The organism is Janthinobacterium sp. GMG2, assembly GCF_033949445.1.
GTDB classification, from domain to species: domain Bacteria; phylum Pseudomonadota; class Gammaproteobacteria; order Burkholderiales; family Burkholderiaceae_D; genus Janthinobacterium; species Janthinobacterium aestuarii.
Window position 1 is genome coordinate 393,309 of the sequence record NZ_JAXAWA010000004.1, and the last position, 19,356, is coordinate 412,664.

Below are 19,356 nucleotides of genomic sequence, written 5' to 3' on the forward strand. Positions count from 1 at the left end.
GCGCAATCTGCCCACTCTTGCATGATGCATTCGTGCCATAGGCAAAGGGATCTGACCCGCCGGGTCAGATCCCAGCTTTCTGCTGCAAAAAGGGATGTGCCTCAAGCCGCCAACTGCCGCTCTTGCGCCGCCTTCACCACGCCGGTCACCAGCTCCAGCAATGCCAGTGGCGTATCAAGCAAATGGTCGGCATTCCAGTGCTGCGGCTCGACGGGGCCGCAGTAGCCCCAGGCGCAGGCGACCGTGCGCATGCCGGCGGCGCGGCCGGCCTGGATGTCGCGCAGGTCGTCGCCCACGTACCAGCAGTCTTCCGGCGCCAGATCCAGGCGGCGGGCCGCTTCCAGCAGGGGGGCGGGATGCGGTTTCGGGTGGGACATGGTGTCGCCCGAGATCACGCAGCCGGCGGCGCCCAGGCCGATCTGGCCGACTAGCGGGTCGGTGAAGCGGGCGGCTTTGTTGGTGACGACGCCCCAGGCCAGGCCCAGAGCGGTCAAGCCTTCCAGCATGGCGGGGATACCGTCAAATAAACGGCTTTCCACGGCCAGGGCCGCTTCGTAATTGTTCAGGAAACCGTCTTTCAGGGCTTCGTAGCCGCTTTCGCCGGGGGCTATCCCATACGACGCGCCTATCATGCCGCGCGCGCCGGCCGAGGCCGTGGGGCGAAGGATCTCATACGGGGTCGGCGTCAGGCCGGCGCGCGCGCGCAGCAGGTTGATGGCCGCCGCCAGGTCGGGCGCGGTGTCGGCCAGGGTGCCGTCGAGGTCGAACAGGATGGCGCGCGGGGCTGGCAGATGGTCAGTGATCATGGCGGGCAAAGTGTGTCAAGTGGGAATGAAAAATGGCGGCCGCAGCCGCCTTGTATTGTGCGTGATGGTTACAGCGGCCGGGTGCAGGCCACCAGGTAATTGACGCTGGTATCGCTATTAAGTGAGTAAATCTTGGTCAGCGGATTGTAGCCCATGCCGCGCATGCTGTTGACGTCCAGGCCGGCGCTGCGCAGGTATTGCGACAGCTCGGCCGGGGTGATGAATTTGTCATAGTCGTGCGTGCCTTTCGGCAACAAACGCAGCAGGTATTCGGCGCCCAGGATGGCGAACAGATACGCTTTCGGGTTGCGGTTCAGGGTCGACAGGAAGACGTGGCCGCCCGGTTTGACCAGCGCGGCGCAAGCCTTGACGATGGCGGCGGGGTCTGGCACGTGCTCGAGCATTTCCATGCACGTCACGACGTCGTACTGGCCCGGCTCTTCCTCGGCCATGGCTTCGGCGGCGATCAGCTTGTAGCGTACCTTGGCGCCCGATTCCAGGCTGTGCAGGTCGGCAACTTTCAAGGCCTTGTCGGACAGGTCGATGCCCGTCACGTCGGCACCCTTGCGGGCCATCGATTCGGCCAGGATGCCGCCGCCGCAGCCGATGTCGATCACGCGCTTGCCGGCCAGCGGCACTTTCGCGTTGATCCATTCCAGGCGCAGGGGGTTAATTTCGTGCAGGGGACGAAACTCGGAAGTGGGGTCCCACCAGCGGTGGGCCAGCTCACTGAATTTTTGGATTTCGAGAGGGTCGGCGTTCATAGGTCGAATAATAGCGGCAATTTTACAATTGGGCAGCCACGGACGAAAAAAAACCCCGCCGTAGCGGGGTTTTTCATGCTGTTCTTGACTTGCGCGATGACTTGCGGCAAGTCCAGGGGTTCAGCAATTACTTGTTGCGGGTACCAACAACTTCGATTTCCACGCGACGGTTTTTCGCACGGCCTTCGGCAGTTTTGTTATCAGCAACAGGTTGTTTTTCGCCTTTGCCTTCGGTGTACACGCGGTTGCTTTCAACGCCTTTGTTGACCAGGTAGGCTTTGACAGCATCAGCACGACGTACCGACAGTTTTTGGTTGTAAGCATCGGTGCCGACGGAGTCGGTGTGACCCACAGCGATGATGACTTCCAGGTTGATGCCACCCAGTTGTGCGGCCAGCTCGTCCAGCTTGGACTTGCCTTCTGGCTTCAGCGTAGCTTTGTCGAAATCGAAGAATGCATCAGCAGCGAAGCTGACTTTTTCCGAGGTAGGAGCAACTACGACTGGCACTGGCACGACTGGTGCTGGTGCTGGAGCAGGTACGACTGGTGCTGGAGGAGCCACGCATTTGCCGTCTTGCAGGGTTTCTGGCTCTACGCACAGTGGTACGTCGCAACCTGGCACTGCGTCAGCAGGTGTCCAGTAGCCGGTACGCCAGCACAGGCCGAATGGGTCACGCACGATTACGCCGCGAGCATCTTGCACATAAGCGCTTTTTGGGCTTGGTGCTTTGATGTCAGTGGTAACTGGCGCGAATGGTGGGGAGGTTGGGGTTTGGGCCGAAGCCGAGCCAGCAATCACTGCGGATGCAGCGAAAAACAGCGTTACAAATTTATTCATTCTTTTTTCCTTTCGGGGGGTGATATCCGCAGAACAACACTGCGCTACTGGTGCTACGTGCCAAGATTTTATCATGTAGACCATATGCGCTCGTTTCAGATTGCGAAACTAGCAATTAACTTCCCAGTCATTTTGCCACACGCATCAGGGGCACACGACCGTGGTTAAATCAAAGCTTGCCCGATTTTAGACCGTGCGTTGTTTTTGCGCAACGAAAATGCCCATTTGTAACGCATCTGTAACAATTGATCGCTTTTTTTGCCTCTTTTAAGGGCAGGTGGCTTGAACTGACATTGCCATTGTGCATTATCGACAGGGCAACATGCACGGCTCCGATGCAAACTGCCAATCTTGCCGGTATGGCCAATTTGTACAGGTAGCTGGGCGCGCATGCTAAAATCGTGCGCTTGACTGTTAAGAGTGTCGAGCAAATGCCCACGGCGGCACTGCACGGCCAGCACGTACCCTTGCGGTACCCGTACTGGCCGCGCCGCCAGCCCGCCGATTTGTTCAGGCACTCTGCGACATGGAAACCGGGCCACGCCAGCAGCGCGCGGCGCGGCGTCCACGACGACAGCCACCCAGGATATGCAGTATTGCGTCATACATTGCGTAACAGATAAGTTAACCACAGCCTGAGATCAGTCGAACCGCCAATGGATCAATTCGCAAAAGAAACAATTCCTATTTCCCTCGAAGAAGAGATGCGCAAGAGCTACCTCGATTACGCCATGAGCGTGATCGTCGGTCGCGCCTTGCCCGATGCGCGCGATGGCTTGAAGCCAGTGCACCGCCGCGTCTTGTTCGCGATGCATGAAATGAATAACGTGTGGAACCGCCCTTACGTCAAGTGCGCCCGCGTGGTCGGCGAAACCATGGGTAAATACCATCCCCACGGCGATGCCTCGATCTACGACACACTGGTGCGCATGGCGCAAGATTTTTCGCTGCGCTACATGCTCGTCGATGGCCAGGGCAACTTCGGTTCCGTCGACGGCGACGGCGCCGCGGCAATGCGTTACACCGAGTGCCGCCTGGACAAGATCGCCAGCGAGCTGCTGGCCGATATCGACAAGGACACCGTCGACTTCCAGCCCAACTACGATGGCAAGGAAAAGGAACCGACGGTCTTGCCGACGCGTATCCCGAATCTGCTGATCAATGGCTCGTCCGGTATCGCCGTCGGCATGGCGACGAACATTCCGCCACACAACATCACCGAAGTCATCGACGGTGCGCTGCACGTGCTGCGCAATCCCGAGTGCACGATCGATGAATTGATCGAGCTGATCCCAGCGCCGGACTTCCCGACGGCCGGCATCATCTATGGCGTGTCCGGCGTGCGCGACGGCTATCGCACGGGCCGTGGCCGCGTCGTCATGCGCGCCAAGACCCACTTCGAAGAATACGGCAAGGATGGCGGTCGCATCGCCATCATCGTCGACGAGCTGCCATTCCAGGTCAACAAGAAGTCCTTGCTGGAACGCATCGCTGAAAACGTGCGCGATAAGAAACTCGACGGCATTTCCGACATCCGCGACGAATCCGACAAGTCGGGCATGCGCGTGGTGATCGAGCTGAAACGGGGCGAAGTGCCGGAAGTGGTGCTGAACAACCTGTACAAGCAGACCCAGTTGCAAGACACCTTCGGCATGAACATGGTGGCACTGGTCGATGGCCAGCCCAAGCTGCTGAACCTCAAGCAGATGCTGCAATGCTTCCTGTCGCACCGCCGCGAAGTGGTCACGCGCCGTACCGTGTTCGAACTGCGCAAGGCGCGCGAACGCGGCCACGTGCTCGAAGGCCTGGCGGTCGCGCTGGCCAACATCGATGACTTCATCGCCATCATCAAGGCCGCGCCGACGCCGCCGATCGCCAAGGTCGAGCTGATGGCCAAGGCCTGGGATTCGTCCGTCGTGCGCGAAATGCTGGCCCGCACGGGCGACGGCACGACGCCGGGCGGCGTGGATGCCTACCGTCCGGAAAACCTGCCGAAGCACTACGGCATGCAGACGGATGGCCTGTACAAGCTGTCGGACGACCAGGCGCAGGAAATTTTGCAGATGCGCCTGCAGCGCCTGACCGGCCTGGAACAGGACAAGATCGTCAACGAGTACAAGGACGTGATGGAACATATCGCCGACTTGCTCGACATCCTGGCCAAGCCGGAACGCGTCACCGTCATCATCACCGATGAAATGACGGCGGCGAAGAACGAATACGGCGCAGGCAACAAGGACGTGCGCCGCTCGCAGATCGAGTTGAATGCGACCGACCTGGAAACGGAAGATCTGATCACGCCGCAGGACATGGTCGTGACCCTGTCGCACACCGGCTACATGAAGGCCCAGCCGATCACCGAATACCGCGCGCAGAAGCGCGGCGGCCGCGGCAAGCAGGCGATGGCGACGAAAGAGGAAGACTGGATCGACCAGCTGTTCATCGCCAATACGCACGACTACATCCTGTGCTTCTCGGATCGTGGCCGCATGTACTGGCTGAAGGTGTGGGAAGTGCCGCAAGGCTCGCGCAATTCGCGCGGCAAGCCGATCGTCAACATGTTCCCGCTGCAGGACAACGAAAAGATCACCGTGATCCTGCCGCTGTCGGGCGAGAACCGCACGTTCCCGGAAGACCATTATGTCTTCATGTCGACCAGCCTGGGCACCGTCAAGAAGACGCCGCTGAAGGACTTCAGCAATCCACGCAAGGCCGGCATCATCGCGGTCGACCTGGACGACGGCGACTTCCTGATCGGCGCGGCGCTGACCGATGGCCAGCACGACGTGATGCTGTTCTCCGATTCGGGCAAGGCAGTGCGCTTCGACGAAAACGATGTGCGTCCAATGGGCCGTACGGCGCGCGGCGTGCGCGGCATGAACCTGGAAGAAGGCCAGCATGTGATCGCCCTGCTGGTGGCCGAGAACGAGCAGCAGTCGGTGCTGACGGCAACGGAAAACGGTTACGGCAAGCGTACGCCGATCACCGAGTACACGCGCCATGGCCGGGGCACGAAAGGCATGATCGCCATCCAGACCAGTGAGCGCAACGGTAAAGTGGTTGCCGCGACCTTGGTCGATACCAGCGATGAAATCATGCTGATCACCACCGGTGGCGTCTTGATCCGCACCCGCGTGTCGGAAATCCGCGAGATGGGCCGCGCGACGCAGGGCGTGACCCTGATCGCCGTGGAGGACGGCACCAAGCTGTCCGGCCTGCAGCGCGTGGTGGAAACGGATATCGACGAAGTCGAGCTGACGACGGAGGCGGATGCCGCGCCTGCGCCGGCAGCGGCTGAGCCAGCCGATCCGGTCGATCCGGCACAGCCGGAGTAAGATGATTGGGGCTCTTTCGGGAGCCCCAATTGCTATTGGCGCGTGCTTATGCCGCCAGCAGAATTGCGTAGGTCGGCTTAGCCCGTCGGGCGTAAGCCGACAGGTCTTCCGGCCGCCACCCTTTTACCAGTCATTCAAGACCCCGCACGCCATGAGAAAAATCGTCGCCACCTTCTTCGCCGCGTTTTCGCTGGCCTTCCTCGCGACCCTGCCGGCCCTGGCCCAGAGCACGCAAGCCACGCCCGTGCGCCAGGCGGCGCCCAGCCCCGCCATGAAAGTGGCCGTGCGGCGCATGCTCGACGCGATGCAGTTCCCGCAACTGACGCGCAGCATCTTCGACCAGATGCTGCAATCGGTGCCCGCCATGATCCGCCAGTCGGCGCAGCAGCAAATCAACAGCAACCCGAAACTGGACGAGCAGCGCAAGGCGCGCGCGCTGGCCAGCGCCGAGGAAGAAATCCCCCTGGCCATCGCCACCCTGACGCAGGTACTGGCCGACCCGACCCTGATCGACGAGCTGGGCGACGAAATGGTGCCCCTGTATGCGCGCTTTTACACGGTGCAGGAAGTCGAGCAGCTGACGGCTTTCTACAGGACGCCGCTGGGCCGCAAGATGCTGGCCACCATGCCGCAACTGTCCGCCGAATCGATGGCCATCAGCCAGCGCGTGCTGATCCCGCGGGTGAATGCCGTGCTTGACCAGGTCATGCGGGCGGCCACGCAGTCGCCCCAATAAGATTTTCATTTTTGCCAAGGATCGTATCGTGACCCATATCTACAATTTTTCAGCCGGCCCCGCCGTCCTGCCCAAGGAAGTGCTGGCGCAAGCGGCCGCCGAGATGCAGGACTGGCATGGCAGTGGCATGTCGGTGATGGAAATGAGCCACCGTGGTCCCGAATTCATCTCCATCTACAAGCAGGCCGTGGCCGACCTGCGCGAACTGCTGGCCGTGCCCGACAACTACAAGATCCTGTTCCTGCAGGGCGGTGGCTTGGGCGAAAACGCCATCATCCCGATGAACCTGGCGGGCCTGGCCGCGCAGCAGCCGGCCACCGTCGACTTCGTGCATACGGGTTCGTGGTCGGGCAAGTCGATCCAGGAAGCGGCCAAGTACGCCAACGTCAACGTGGCCGCGTCGTCCAAGGCCGCCCATTTCACGGGCGTGCCGCCCGTCTCCGAATGGAAGCTGACGCCAGGCGCCGCCTACCTGCACATCTGCACCAATGAAACCATCGACGGCGTGGAATTCCAGCAGGCGCCGAACGTGCCGGCAGGGACCACCATCGTGGCCGACATGTCCTCGCACATCCTGTCGCGCGTGATCGACGTGTCGCAATATGGCGTCATCTTCGGCGGCGCGCAGAAAAATATCGGCCCGGCCGGCCTGACCCTCGTCATCGTGCGCGAAGACTTGCTGGGCAAGGCGCTGCCGATTTGCCCGTCCGCTTTCGACTGGACCATCGTGGCCGAACATGAGTCGATGTACAACACGCCGCCCACCTACGGCATCTATATCGCCGGCCTGGTTTTCCAGTGGCTCAAACGCCAGGGTGGCGTTGCGGCCATGGAACAGCGTAATATTGAGAAAGCGGCTCTGCTGTACGCAGCGCTCGATGCGGACGACTTCTACCAGAACCGGGTCGAGCCCGCATACCGCTCGCGCATGACCATCCCGTTCTATCTGCGCGATGAAAGTCTGAACGACGCATTCCTGGCCGGCGCCAAGCAGCGCGGCCTGCTGCAACTGAAGGGCCACAAGTCCGTCGGCGGCATGCGTGCATCGATCTATAACGCGATGCCGATCGAAGGCGTGCAAGCCTTGGTCAATTATTTGAACGAGTTTGCCGGACGCTGAGTCGCCTAGACGACCGCGCCGGCCCGCCGCCGGCGCAGGCCGTGCGGCCATGATTGAAGTACAGCTGACGAAACAAACCACCATGACCGATAAATTGAAACCGCTGCGCGAACAGATCGATGCGATCGACGCGCAAATCCTCGAGCTGCTGAACCGCCGTGCGCAAATCGCCCAGCAGGTGGGCCACGTGAAGGCCGAGACGCAGGCGCCCGTGTTCCGTCCCGAGCGCGAAGCGCAGGTGCTGCGCGGCGTGGCCGAGCGCAATCCCGGCCCCATGGGCGACCGCGAAGTGCAGACCATCTTCCGCGAAATCATGTCGTCCTGCCGCTCGCTGGAAAAGAGGGTCACCGTGGCGTATCTGGGCCCTGCCGGCACCTTCAGCGAACAGGCCGTGTATCAGCAGTTCGGCAGCGCCGTCGAAGGCTTGCCGTGCGCGTCGATCGACGAGGTATTCCGTTCCGCCGAGGCGGGCACGGCGGACTTCGGCGTCGTGCCGATCGAGAATTCCTCGGAAGGCGCCGTCAACCGCACGCTGGACATGATGCTGCAGACTAGCCTCATCATCAGCGGCGAGGTGGCGATCGCCGTGCACCACAGCCTGATGACGAAGAGCGGCAACATGGAGGGCGTCACGTCCATCTGCGCCCATTCTCAGGCGCTGGCCCAATGTCAGGTGTGGCTGAACCAGAATTATCCGCACGTGGCGCGCCACGCCGTGGCCTCGAACGCCGAGGCGGCCCGCATGGCCGGCGAAGATGGCACGGTGGCCGCGATTGCCAGCGAACTGGCCGGTGCGCAGTACAAGCTGGGCGTGGTCAAGGGCCATATCCAGGACGACCCGCACAACCGCACGCGCTTTGCCGTCGTCGGCACCTTGCAGACGGCGCCGTCGGGCAAGGACCAGACCTCGCTGGTATTGGCCGTGCCGAACAAGGCGGGCGCCGTGTACCAGTTGCTGGCGCCATTGGCCAAGCACGGCGTGTCGATGACGCGCTTCGAGTCGCGCCCGGCGCGCATGGGCAGCTGGGAGTATTATTTCTATGTCGACGTGGAGGGCCACGTGCACGATGCCGCCGTCGCACAGGCGCTGGCCGAGCTGCAGAGCAATGCGGCGTTTTTCAAGGTGCTGGGGTCGTATCCGGTCAGTCTGTGACTTCGATTGATGCCTGTGGTGGTGTCGGATTACGCTCCGCTAATCCGACCTACCCGACATACGGTAAGCTGTAGCTTGGGTTAGCGCAGCGTAACCCAACAAACCACCTCCATTGACTGCCATTCATTCACCAACTTTTAAAGAACACCATGTCTAAAAATATCGGTCCAGAATACGTCCGCGCCATCGCCCCTTACCAGAGCGGCAAGCCGATCGCGGAAGTCGCGCGCGAATTCGGCCTCGACGAGGCAGCCATCGTCAAACTGGCGTCGAATGAAAACCCGTACGGCATGCCGGAATCGGCGAAGCAGGCGATGATCGCCGCCATCGACGACCTGGGACGCTATCCGGACGCCAACGGCTTCGACTTGAAAGCCGTGCTGTCCAAGCGCTACGACGTGCCGGCCGACTGGATCACCCTGGGCAATGGCAGCAACGACATCCTGGAAATCGCCGCGCACGCGTTCGTGCAGCATGGCCAATCCGTCGTCTACTCGCAGTACTCGTTCGCCGTGTACGCGCTGGCCACGCAAGGCCTGGGCGCGCGTCACATCGTCGTGCCGGCGCAAGCCTACGGCCATGACCTGGACGCCATGGCGGCGGCCATTGCCGACGACACGCGTCTGGTCTTCATCGCCAACCCGAACAACCCGACCGGCACCTTCCTGACGGCCGCGCAGCTGGAAGCGTTCCTGCAAAAAGTGCCGGCACATGTCGTCGTCGTGCTGGATGAAGCCTACAACGAATTCCTGTCCGCCGACGACCAGTACGAGTCGACGGCGTGGGTGCGCCAGTATCCGAACCTGGTGGTATCGCGTACCCTGTCGAAGGCCTACGGCCTGGCCGGCCTGCGCATCGGCTTTGCCATCGCCCAGCCCGTGCTGACGGACCTGATGAACCGCATCCGCCAGCCGTTCAACGTCAACTCGCTGGCGCAGGCGGCCGCGATTGCCGCCCTGAACGACAAGGCCTTCCTCGAGCAAAGCGCGCGCAACAACGCGGCCGGCTACCAGCAGTTCACGGAAGCGTTTGCGCAATTGGGCCTGGAATACGTGCCATCGCACGGCAATTTCGTGCTGGTGAAAGTGGGCGACGACGATGAAGCGGGCGCGCGCGTGAACCTGGCGCTGCTCAAGCAGGGCGTGATCGTGCGTCCCGTCGGCAGCTACGGCTTGCCGCAATGGCTGCGCATTTCCATCGGCCTGCCGCAGGAAAACGCCATCTTCATCGCCGCGCTGACGAAAGCGCTGGCCTGACGATATGACGACGCCTGCACTGAACAAGGTAGTGATCTTTGGCGTAGGCCTGATCGGCGGCTCGTTCGCGCGCGCCCTGAAACACGCGGGCGCGGTTCAAACCGTGGTCGGCATGGGCCGCTCGCCGGCGTCGATGGCGCGCGCGCTCGAACTGGGCATCATCGACGCCATCGGCGGCGACATGGCGCAAGCCTTGCATGGCGCCGACCTGGTGCTGCTGGCCGCCCCCGTGGCGCAGACGGGCGCTATTTTGACGTCCATCGCGCCGCATCTGCAGCCGGGCACCATCGTCACCGATGCGGGCAGCACGAAGAGCGACGTGGTGGCGGCCGCGCGCGCGGCGCTCGGTGGTAAGGTGGCCCAATTCGTGCCCGGCCACCCGATCGCCGGGCGCGAGACGAATGGTCCCGATGCCGCCATCATCGACCTGTATCAAGGCAAGAAAGTGGTGCTCACGCCGCTGGCGGAAAACGCCGCGGACGACGTGGAACGGGTGGCGGCCGCGTGGCGCGCCTGCGGCGCCATCCTGCACACCTTGAGCCCCGAAGAACATGACAAGGTGTTTGCCGCCGTCAGCCATCTGCCGCATCTGCTGGCCTTTGCGCTGGTCGACGACATCGCCAACAAACCGCACGCGGGCCTGCTGTTTCAATACGCGGCCAGCGGCTTTCGCGACTTTACGCGCATCGCCGGCTCATCGCCGGAAATGTGGCGCGACATCAGCCTGGCCAACCAGCCGGCGCTGCTGCACGAACTGGACGCCTACCTGGCGCAGTTGACGACCTTGCGCGCCCACCTGGCCGCGAACGACGGCGCCGCCATCGAGGGCGTGTATGCGAACGCCCAGCACGCGCGGCAGCAATGGATCGAGGCGATTGAAACGGCGGAAATACCGGCCGCGCCCACACGATAAATACTCAAGGATTCCAGCATGACCCAGACCAAGCACTACCCCCACCATATCGATCTGAAACCGGTGATGCACGCCGAAGGCACGGTGCGCCTGCCCGGCTCGAAAAGCATTTCCAACCGCGTGCTGCTGCTGGCCGCGCTGGCCAAGGGCACGACGAAGATCATCGACCTGCTCGCCTCCGACGACACCTTCGTCATGCTGACGGCCTTGACGTCGCTGGGCGTGAAATGGACGCAGGATGAATTGACGGGCGACCCGGCCACCGCCCACCAGGTGCACCACGTGGAAGGCTGCGGCGGCGTATTCCCGCACCACGAGGCGGACCTGTTCATGGGCAACGCCGGCACGGCCATCCGTCCGCTGACGGCGGCGCTGGCGGTCATCGGCGGCGATTACACGCTGCACGGCGTGTCGCGCATGCACGAGCGTCCGATCGGCGATCTGGTCGACGCGCTGAACGCCGTCGGCACGCAGATCGAATACACGGGCGAGCAGGGTTTCCCGCCGCTGCGCATCCGCCGCGGCCACATCCACGCGCAGCGCATCGCCGTGCGCGGCAACGTGTCGAGCCAGTTCTTGACGGCCTTGTTGATGGTGGCGCCGCTGATGGCGCGCGACCATGCGGTGACCATCGACGTGACGGGCGAGCTGATCTCGAAGCCGTATATCGAGATCACCCTGAACCTGATGCGCCGTTTCGGCGTGACGGTCGAGCATGACGGCTGGCAGTCGTTCACCGTGCAGCCGGGCCAGCAATACCAAAGCCCGGGCACGATCCATGTGGAAGGCGACGCCTCGTCGGCATCGTACTTCCTGGCGGCCGGCGCCATCGGCGGCGGTCCCGTGCGCGTGGAAGGCGTTGGGCGCGACAGCATCCAGGGCGACGTGCGCTTCGTCGAAGCCTTGCAGCAGATGGGCGCGACCATCACCATGGGCGAGAACTGGATCGAAGCGCGCTCAAACGGCGTGCTGAAAGCCGTCGACATGGATTTCAACCACATTCCCGACGCGGCCATGACGATCGCCGTGGCCGCCCTGTACGCGGACGGCACCTCGACCTTGCGCAATATCGCCAGCTGGCGGGTGAAGGAAACGGACCGCCTGGCCGCCATGGCCACGGAGCTGCGCAAACTCGGTGCCGAAGTGGAAGAGGGCGCGGACTACCTGCGCGTGACGCCGCCGGCCGAAATCCAGGCTGCCACCATCGACACGTATGACGACCACCGCATGGCCATGTGCTTTTCGCTGGCCTCGCTCGATGGCGCCGCGCGCCGCGGCAACGAGATGCGCATCAACGACCCGAAATGCGTGGCCAAGACCTTCCCCGAGTATTTCGCCGCGTTTGCGGGGATTGCCAAAGACACCCTGATTTAATTGATTGCTCATACTATGCCGACTTCCCACATCCCAGTCATCGCCATCGACGGCCCCACCGCTTCCGGCAAGGGCACGGTGGCGCACCGCGTGGCCGACAAGCTGGGCTTTCATTACCTGGACTCGGGCGCGCTGTACCGCCTGACGGCCTTGAGCGCGCTGCGCCGCGGCACGGACTTGCGCGACGAGCACGCGCTGGCCAAGCTGGCCGAGCACTTGCCTTGCCACTTTGCTAATGGCGAGATCCTGCTGGCGCAGGAAAACGTCACCGAGCAGATCCGTGCCGAAGAAGTGGGCAATACGGCGTCGAAGATTGCCGTGTTGCCAACCGTACGCCAGGCGCTGGTCAGCTTGCAGCTGGGCTTTCGCAAGACGCCGGGCCTGGTGGCCGACGGGCGCGACATGGGCACGGTGATCTTCCCGCACGCCCAATTGAAGGTGTTCCTGACGGCCAGCGTCGAGGCGCGCGCGCAACGGCGCTACAAGCAATTGATAGACAAGGGTTTTTCTGCTAATATGGAAGACCTTCTGATGGATTTGCAGGCGCGGGACGAACGTGATACTCACCGTGCGATTGCGCCGCTGGTCCCTGCGGAAGGGGCGCATGTCCTCGATACGTCGGAAATGACGGCAGATGTTGCCGTTGAAACCGTGTTGAAATGGTATGCCGCCGCAGCAAAATAGCGTGTTGTTGTGCTATGTGGTGCCCGTTGACGGCTCCTGGCCTGTCCGGGTGTGTCAAAAACCTAACCCAGTTTAAGTCGCATCGTGCGATCTCTGCTGGATAACCTGTGTGAACCCTATGTCTACTGTTACAACTAACGAATCTACCGGTATGGAAAGTTTTGCTGCGCTCTTCGAGGAATCGTTGTCGCGTCAAGATATGCGCTCCGGCGAAGTTATTTCCGCTGAAGTCGTGCGCCTCGACCACAATTTCGTGATCGTGAACGCTGGCCTCAAATCCGAAGCATTCATCCCTGTCGAAGAATTCAAGAACGACCACGGCGAACTGGAAGTCAAAGTTGGTGACTTCGTTTCCGTGGCGATCGAATCGCTGGAAAACGGTTTCGGCGATACCATCCTGTCGCGCGATAAAGCCAAGCGTCTGGCTTCGTGGCTGGCTCTGGAAAAAGCGATGGAATCGGGCGAAATCGTCGTCGGTACCGTCAATGGTAAAGTCAAAGGCGGTCTGACCGTGTTGACTAACGGCATCCGCGCATTCCTGCCGGGCTCGCTGGTTGATACCCGTCCTGTCAAAGACACGACCCCATTCGAAGGCAAAACCCTCGAATTCAAAGTGATCAAGCTGGATCGCAAGCGTAACAACGTGGTTCTGTCCCGCCGCGCCGTCATCGAAGCTTCGATGGGCGAAGAGCGTCAGAAACTGATGGAAACGCTGAAAGAAGGCACGGTCGTGACCGGCGTCGTCAAAAATATCACCGACTACGGCGCGTTTGTGGATCTGGGCGGTATCGATGGCCTGCTGCACATCACCGACCTGGCATGGCGCCGTGTACGTCACCCGTCGGAAGTCCTGACGGTTGGCCAGGAAATCACCGCCAAAGTCCTGAAATACGATCAAGAGAAAAACCGTGTTTCGCTGGGCGTGAAACAACTGGGCGACGATCCTTGGACCGGTCTGTCCCGTCGTTACCCACAAAGCACCCGTCTGTTCGGTAAAGTAACGAACCTGACCGACTACGGCGCGTTCGTTGAAGTGGAACAGGGTATCGAAGGTCTGGTACACGTTTCCGAAATGGACTGGACGAACAAAAACGTTGCTCCTAACAAAGTTGTCCAACTGGGCGACGAAGTAGAAGTGATGGTTCTGGAAATCGACGAAGAGCGTCGTCGTATCTCGCTGGGTATGAAACAGTGCAAAGCCAACCCTTGGGATGACTTTGGCGTAACCCACAAGAAGGGCGATAAAGTCCGCGGCGCGATCAAATCGATCACCGACTTCGGCGTGTTCATCGGCCTGGCCGGCAACATCGACGGTCTGGTGCACCTGTCCGACCTGTCCTGGACCGAAACCGGCGAAGAAGCCGTGCGTCGCTTCAAGAAAGGTGACGAACTGGAAGCCATCGTTCTGGCCATCGACGTTGAGCGCGAGCGCGTTTCCCTGGGCGTCAAGCAACTGGAAGGTGACCCATTCAACAACTTCGCAGCCATGAACGACAAAGGCTCGCTGGTAACCGGTACCGTTAAATCGGTTGAGCCTAAAGGCGCCGTGATCCAACTGTCCGAAGAAGTTGAAGGCTACCTGCGCGCTTCCGAAATCTCGCGCGACCGCGTTGAAGATGCTGGTACGCACCTGAAAGTCGGCGACACCGTTGAAGCAATGGTGCTGAACATCGACCGCAAAGCCCGTGGTATCCAACTGTCGATCAAAGCGAAAGACAACGTTGAAACCCAGGAAGCCATGCAGAAGATGGCAGCTACCGACAACAATGCAGCTTCGGGCACCACCAGCCTGGGCGCCTTGTTGAAAGCTAAGTTCGATAACAAGAACTAAGACTTCGCGGATACTGGCAGATGACAAAGTCCGAGCTGATCAACCGCCTCGCTGAGCGTTATTCTCAGCTGGTGGCGAAAGATGCGGAGTATGCCGTCAAGACCATTCTCGATGCGATGACCAACGCCCTGGCGACCGGTCAGCGTATCGAGATCCGCGGTTTTGGCAGTTTTGCCCTGAACAGCAGGCCCCCGCGCATCGGCCGCAACCCGAAATCCGGCGACAAGGTGATGGTTCCCGAAAAACGGGTACCGCACTTCAAGCCGGGCAAACAGTTGCGCGAGCGCGTGGACGCGATGGTCGGGCAACCGATTATCGAGGATTAATCGTCTGCTGGAAGGCGGAAAATAAAGAGCGGCGTCCTTGGATGCCGCTTTTTTTTGTTAATATGCTGTAGAGCACTGCTTAAACCTGCTGCGCGGCGCGCTTTGCGGCCGGCGATGCTCACCGTACTTCAGTACGGTTGCGCTTCTCGGCCACAAATCACTGCCGCTCGCTACGGTTTGGTCAGCACTCTACGTTTGCGCCATTTGCCATTTGCCATGTCGCACTGGTATTTTTTTGTTCACTCTGGACCTATCGATGAAAATCATCTCCACCATCGTTGGCTGTGTTCTTTTCGTCCTGTTCTTCAGTTTTGCGCTGAAGAATGCGCAGGTTGTCGACCTGCATGTTTTCCTCAATTATGAAATTCGTGGCCCCCTGGTCCTGATGCTGCTGGGCTTTTTTGTCGCTGGCGCGAGCCTGGGCGTACTGGCCCTGACGCCGACCGTGTTCCGTCACCGCCGCGAAGCGACCAAGCAAAAAACCACCATTGCCGCGCTGCAGACCGTTGGCGTGGCCAGCAATGTCCAGCCGCAACCGGACAGCGTGAGCGCGCAGTAAGCGCCGCCGTCGCTCCTATCTCTCTTACTCGAATAAAAACAATCGCATGGATTTTGAACTCTGGTGGCTATTGGGTATCCCGATGTTTTTCGCGCTGGGCTGGATCGCCGCGCGCGTGGACATTCATCAACTGGTGTCCGAATCGCGCAGCCTGCCGCGCAATTATTTCAAGGGCTTGAATTTCCTGCTCAACGAGCAGCATGACAAGGCCATCGACGCCTTCATCGAAGTCGTCAAGCTGGACCCGGAATCGGCCGATATGCATTTCGCGCTGGGCAATCTGTTCCGCCGCCGCGGCGAAACGGAGCGCGCGATTCGCGTGCACCAGAACTTGCTGGCGCGCCCGGACTTGCCGCTGGAACAGCAGGGCCACGCCGCCTACGAGCTGGGCATGGATTACCTGAAGGCGGGCTTGCTGGACCGCGCCGAAGAAACCTTCAACAGCCTGATCGACACGCAATATGCGGCCCAGGCGCGCCGCGCGCTGCTGGAAATCTACCAGCGCGAAAAGGAATGGCCACGCGCCATCGAAGCGGCCGTGGGCTTGCAAGAATCGGGCGCCGGCGCGCGCCAGAAGGAAATCGCCCAGTTCTATTGCGAACTGGCGCATGACGCCCTCGTGCACATGAAGCCGGACGACGCCATGCCGCTGCTGGAAAAAGCCCTGCAGACGGACCGCAAGAGCGTGCGCGCCACCATCCTGACGGGCGACGTGCTGCTGGCGCGCGGCGACGTGGAAGGCGCGCTGACCACCTGGCGCCGCGTGGAGCAGCAAAGCGTGCCGCACGTGGCCCTGGTGGCGCAGCGCCTGATGGATGGCTATACCAAGCTGGGCCGTCCACAGGAAGGCGTCAACCTGCTGCGTTCCTACCTGGAAGAAGCGTCGTCGATCGACCTGATCGAAGTCGTCTTCAAGGCCGTCATCGAACTCGACGGCGTGGAAGCGGCGAAGCAGCTGGTCAGCGCCGAGCTGCGCCGCACACCGACCCTGCTGGGCCTCGATAAACTGCTGGAAGCGCGCATGATGGACGCGCCGGCCGCGATCTGGTCCGAGCTGTCGATGGTGAAAAACCTCGTGCACGGCTACACGCAGAAGCTGGCCCGCTACCAGTGCAGCCACTGCGGTTTCAAGGCCCGCCAGTTCTACTGGCACTGCCCTGGCTGCAACAAGTGGGAGACTTACCCACCACGCCGCACAGAAGAACTCAATGTCATGAACTGATTCGTACACGTCACCTTGCCCTGAGCAATGTGGCGTGTACTTCTATGTAAGACCTGCTTTTTATCCATACGGTACATCCATGAAAATCACTATTATCGGCACCGGCTATGTTGGCCTCGTGACCGGCGCCTGCCTGGCGGAGCTGGGCAACGACGTCTTTTGCCTCGACCTGGACGCACAGAAGGTCGCCTTGCTCAACAGCGGCGGCATTCCCATCCATGAACCGGGCCTGGAAGAAGTCGTGGCGCGCAACCGCGCCGCCGGGCGCATGACCTTTTCCACCGACATTGAAGCGGCGGCAGCACACGGCGTGATGCAATTCATCGCCGTCGGCACGCCGCCCGACGAAGACGGCTCGGCCGACCTGCAATACGTGCTGGCTGCGGCGCGCGGCATCGGCAAGTACATGACGGACTTCAAGGTCATCGTCGACAAGTCCACCGTGCCCGTCGGCACGGCCGAAAAAGTGCGCGCCGCCATCCAGGGCGAACTCGATGCGCGCGGCGTGGCCGCCACGTTCTCGGTCGCGTCGAACCCGGAATTCCTCAAGGAAGGCGCGGCCGTCGAAGACTTCATGCGCCCCGACCGCATCGTCATCGGCGTCGACGCCACGCCGGAAGGCGAACGCGCGCGCGAACTGCTGAAAAGCCTGTACGCGCCGTTCAACCGCAACCACGAGCGCACCTACTGGATGGACGTGCGCTCGGCCGAATTCACGAAGTATGCGGCGAACGCCATGCTGGCCACGCGCATCTCGTTCATGAATGAACTGGCGAACCTGGCCGACAAGGTCGGCGTCGACATCGAAGCCGTGCGCCACGGCATCGGTTCCGACCCGCGCATCGGCTACAGCTTCCTGTACGCCGGCTGCGGCTATGGCGGTTCATGCTTCCCGAAAGACGTGCAGGCGCTTGAGCGCACGGCGCGCGGCCACGGCCAGGAATTGCTGATCCTGCGTGCCGTCGAAGCCGTCAACGACCAGCAGAAGCAGGTGCTGGGACGCAAAGTGGTTACTCGCTTCGGCGAAGATCTGACGGGCCGGCATTTCGCCGTGTGGGGCCTGGCCTTCAAGCCGAATACGGACGACATGCGCGAAGCGTCGGCCCGCGTGCTGCTGGCCGACTTGCTGGCGCGCGGCGCCACTGTGGCCGTGTACGACCCCGTCGCCATGGCCGAGGCGCGCCGCGTGCTGCAGCTGGACTTGACGCCGGAGCAATTGGCCAAGGTACGTTTTGCCGACAGTTCGAAGGATGCGCTGCAGGACGCCGATGCGCTGGTCATCGTGACCGAATGGAAAGCCTTCCGCAGCCCTGACTTCGAGCAGGTCAAGGCGCGCCTGAAGCAGGCCGTGATCTTTGACGGACGCAACCTGTTCGAGCCGGCCGTCATGGCCGAGAATGGCATCGAATACCACGGGATCGGTCGCTCGATCCTGACGCGCGCATGAGCGCCCAAGAGGTGGTCGCCTTGACGGCGCCGGCCGCATTGGCCCAGGTACGCCTGCTGGTGGTGGGCGATGTGATGCTGGACCGCTACTGGTTCGGCGACGTCAGCCGTATTTCGCCGGAAGCGCCCGTGCCCATCGTGCGCATCGAGAAGCGCGAAGAGCGCCTGGGCGGGGCGGCCAACGTGGCGCGCAACGCGGCCGCGCTGGGAGCGAAGACGAGCTTGCTGGGCGTGGTCGGCGACGACGAGGCCGGCAGCCAGGTCGAACGCCTGCTCGAGGGCGGCGGCATCCACAGCTATCTGCAGCGCGATGCGGCCATTTCCACCATCATCAAGCTGCGCGTGATCGGCCGCCAGCAGCAGATGCTGCGCATCGATTTCGAGGATGCGCCCAGCGATACGGTGCTGCGCGACAAGCTCAAGCAGTTCAATGCCCTGTTGCCGCATTACGACGTGGTGATCCTGTCGGACTACGCCAAGGGCAGCCTGGTGAACGTGGCCGAGATGATCAAGGCGGCCCGTGCCGCCGGCAAGATCGTCATGGTCGACCCGAAAGGCGATGATTTCAGCCGCTATACGGGAGCGTCAGTGCTCACTCCGAATAAATCGGAACTGCGCCGCGTGATCGGCAACTGGAGCACGGAAGAGCAACTCACGGAACGTGCACAGCAGATGCGTGCGCAGCTGGGCCTGGACGCCTTGCTGCTGACCCGTTCCGAAGAAGGCATGAGCTTGTACACGGCCGATGAGGTGCTGCACATGCCCACCGATGCGCGCGAAGTGTTCGACGTCTCGGGCGCCGGCGACACGGTGATCGCCACCATGGCGGCCATGCTGGGCGCCGGCATGGGCCTGGGCGAGGCCGTGCGCACGGCCAACCGGGCTGGCGGCATCGTCGTCGGCAAGCTGGGCACGGCCACCGTCACCCGTGACGAGCTGTTCCCGCAGTAACTATGCCGCTGTATTCCGCATCTCACCTGCGCCAGTCCGTTT

18 protein-coding genes are annotated in these 19,356 nt (G+C 61.8%); 14 read left to right on the forward strand and 4 right to left on the reverse strand.

All coding sequences use genetic code 11. The annotated features are described in order from the left end of the window. Nucleotides 1-101: 101 nt before the first annotated feature. The 4 genes from SKZ59_RS17565 to SKZ59_RS17580 all read right to left on the reverse strand — a co-directional run bounded on the left by SKZ59_RS17565 (nucleotide 102) and on the right by SKZ59_RS17580 (nucleotide 2,926). Nucleotides 102-806 (reverse strand): HAD family hydrolase, encoded by a 705-nt coding sequence (locus tag SKZ59_RS17565; RefSeq protein ID WP_219329243.1) that lies wholly within the window; start codon nucleotides 804-806, stop codon nucleotides 102-104. A gap of 68 nt (nucleotides 807-874) precedes the next feature. Beyond that, nucleotides 875-1,570, reverse strand: coding sequence for a bifunctional 2-polyprenyl-6-hydroxyphenol methylase/3-demethylubiquinol 3-O-methyltransferase UbiG (gene ubiG / locus SKZ59_RS17570; protein ID WP_034751812.1), 696 nt, complete (start codon nucleotides 1,568-1,570; stop codon nucleotides 875-877). A 127-nt stretch (nucleotides 1,571-1,697) separates the two neighbouring features. Next, nucleotides 1,698-2,408 (reverse strand): outer membrane protein OmpA, encoded by a 711-nt coding sequence (gene ompA / locus SKZ59_RS17575; RefSeq protein WP_034751810.1) that lies wholly within the window; start codon nucleotides 2,406-2,408, stop codon nucleotides 1,698-1,700. A gap of 164 nt (nucleotides 2,409-2,572) precedes the next feature. Continuing rightward, nucleotides 2,573-2,926 carry a hypothetical protein gene (locus tag SKZ59_RS17580; RefSeq protein ID WP_319992480.1) on the reverse strand — a complete coding sequence of 118 codons (354 nt, stop codon included), beginning with the start codon at nucleotides 2,924-2,926 and terminating at the stop codon, nucleotides 2,573-2,575. Nucleotides 2,927-3,064: 138 nt separating this feature from the next. Between SKZ59_RS17580 and gyrA the strand changes: the two genes are divergently transcribed. The 14 genes from gyrA to rfaE1 all read left to right on the forward strand — a co-directional run bounded on the left by gyrA (nucleotide 3,065) and on the right by rfaE1 (nucleotide 19,314). After that, nucleotides 3,065-5,743 (forward strand): DNA gyrase subunit A, encoded by a 2,679-nt coding sequence (gene gyrA, locus SKZ59_RS17585; RefSeq protein WP_128140252.1) that lies wholly within the window; start codon nucleotides 3,065-3,067, stop codon nucleotides 5,741-5,743. 151 nt (nucleotides 5,744-5,894) lie between these two features. Then, nucleotides 5,895-6,479, forward strand: coding sequence for a DUF2059 domain-containing protein (locus SKZ59_RS17590; protein ID WP_319992481.1), 585 nt, complete (start codon nucleotides 5,895-5,897; stop codon nucleotides 6,477-6,479). Between the two features lie 28 nt (nucleotides 6,480-6,507). Further along, complete coding sequence (gene serC, locus SKZ59_RS17595; RefSeq protein ID WP_319992482.1) at nucleotides 6,508-7,599, forward strand: 3-phosphoserine/phosphohydroxythreonine transaminase; 1,092 nt, start codon at nucleotides 6,508-6,510, stop codon at nucleotides 7,597-7,599. An 82-nt stretch (nucleotides 7,600-7,681) separates the two neighbouring features. Next, a complete protein-coding gene (pheA, locus tag SKZ59_RS17600; RefSeq protein ID WP_034751850.1) occupies nucleotides 7,682-8,752 on the forward strand; it encodes a prephenate dehydratase in 1,071 nt (356 codons plus the stop codon). Nucleotides 8,753-8,901: 149 nt separating this feature from the next. Beyond that, entirely contained in the window at nucleotides 8,902-10,008 is a 1,107-nt protein-coding gene (gene hisC / locus SKZ59_RS17605) for a histidinol-phosphate transaminase (protein ID WP_034751805.1), read from the forward strand. Nucleotides 10,009-10,012: 4 nt separating this feature from the next. Further along, the gene (locus SKZ59_RS17610) at nucleotides 10,013-10,921 is read left to right on the forward strand and encodes a prephenate dehydrogenase (protein ID WP_034751803.1); all 909 of its coding nucleotides are present in this window, start codon (nucleotides 10,013-10,015) and stop codon (nucleotides 10,919-10,921) included. An 18-nt stretch (nucleotides 10,922-10,939) separates the two neighbouring features. Then, nucleotides 10,940-12,295, forward strand: coding sequence for a 3-phosphoshikimate 1-carboxyvinyltransferase (gene aroA / locus SKZ59_RS17615; RefSeq protein ID WP_034751802.1), 1,356 nt, complete (start codon nucleotides 10,940-10,942; stop codon nucleotides 12,293-12,295). 15 nt (nucleotides 12,296-12,310) lie between these two features. Beyond that, the gene (cmk, locus tag SKZ59_RS17620; protein WP_046682679.1) at nucleotides 12,311-12,979 is read left to right on the forward strand and encodes a (d)CMP kinase; all 669 of its coding nucleotides are present in this window, start codon (nucleotides 12,311-12,313) and stop codon (nucleotides 12,977-12,979) included. A 118-nt stretch (nucleotides 12,980-13,097) separates the two neighbouring features. Next, entirely contained in the window at nucleotides 13,098-14,810 is a 1,713-nt protein-coding gene (rpsA, locus tag SKZ59_RS17625; RefSeq protein WP_071650172.1) for a 30S ribosomal protein S1, read from the forward strand. Nucleotides 14,811-14,830: 20 nt separating this feature from the next. Beyond that, complete coding sequence (locus SKZ59_RS17630; RefSeq protein WP_008446215.1) at nucleotides 14,831-15,136, forward strand: integration host factor subunit beta; 306 nt, start codon at nucleotides 14,831-14,833, stop codon at nucleotides 15,134-15,136. A 256-nt stretch (nucleotides 15,137-15,392) separates the two neighbouring features. Then, entirely contained in the window at nucleotides 15,393-15,695 is a 303-nt protein-coding gene (locus tag SKZ59_RS17635; RefSeq protein ID WP_034751796.1) for a lipopolysaccharide assembly LapA domain-containing protein, read from the forward strand. A gap of 46 nt (nucleotides 15,696-15,741) precedes the next feature. Further along, nucleotides 15,742-16,917, forward strand: a complete 1,176-nt coding sequence (gene lapB, locus SKZ59_RS17640; RefSeq protein WP_034751794.1) for a lipopolysaccharide assembly protein LapB — start codon at nucleotides 15,742-15,744, stop codon at nucleotides 16,915-16,917. 79 nt (nucleotides 16,918-16,996) lie between these two features. After that, the gene (locus tag SKZ59_RS17645; protein WP_072454428.1) at nucleotides 16,997-18,364 is read left to right on the forward strand and encodes a UDP-glucose dehydrogenase family protein; all 1,368 of its coding nucleotides are present in this window, start codon (nucleotides 16,997-16,999) and stop codon (nucleotides 18,362-18,364) included. Next, a complete protein-coding gene (rfaE1, locus tag SKZ59_RS17650; RefSeq protein WP_319992483.1) occupies nucleotides 18,361-19,314 on the forward strand; it encodes a D-glycero-beta-D-manno-heptose-7-phosphate kinase in 954 nt (317 codons plus the stop codon). Before SKZ59_RS17645 ends, rfaE1 begins: the two co-directional genes overlap by 4 nt. Nucleotides 19,315-19,356: the final 42 nt, after the last annotated feature.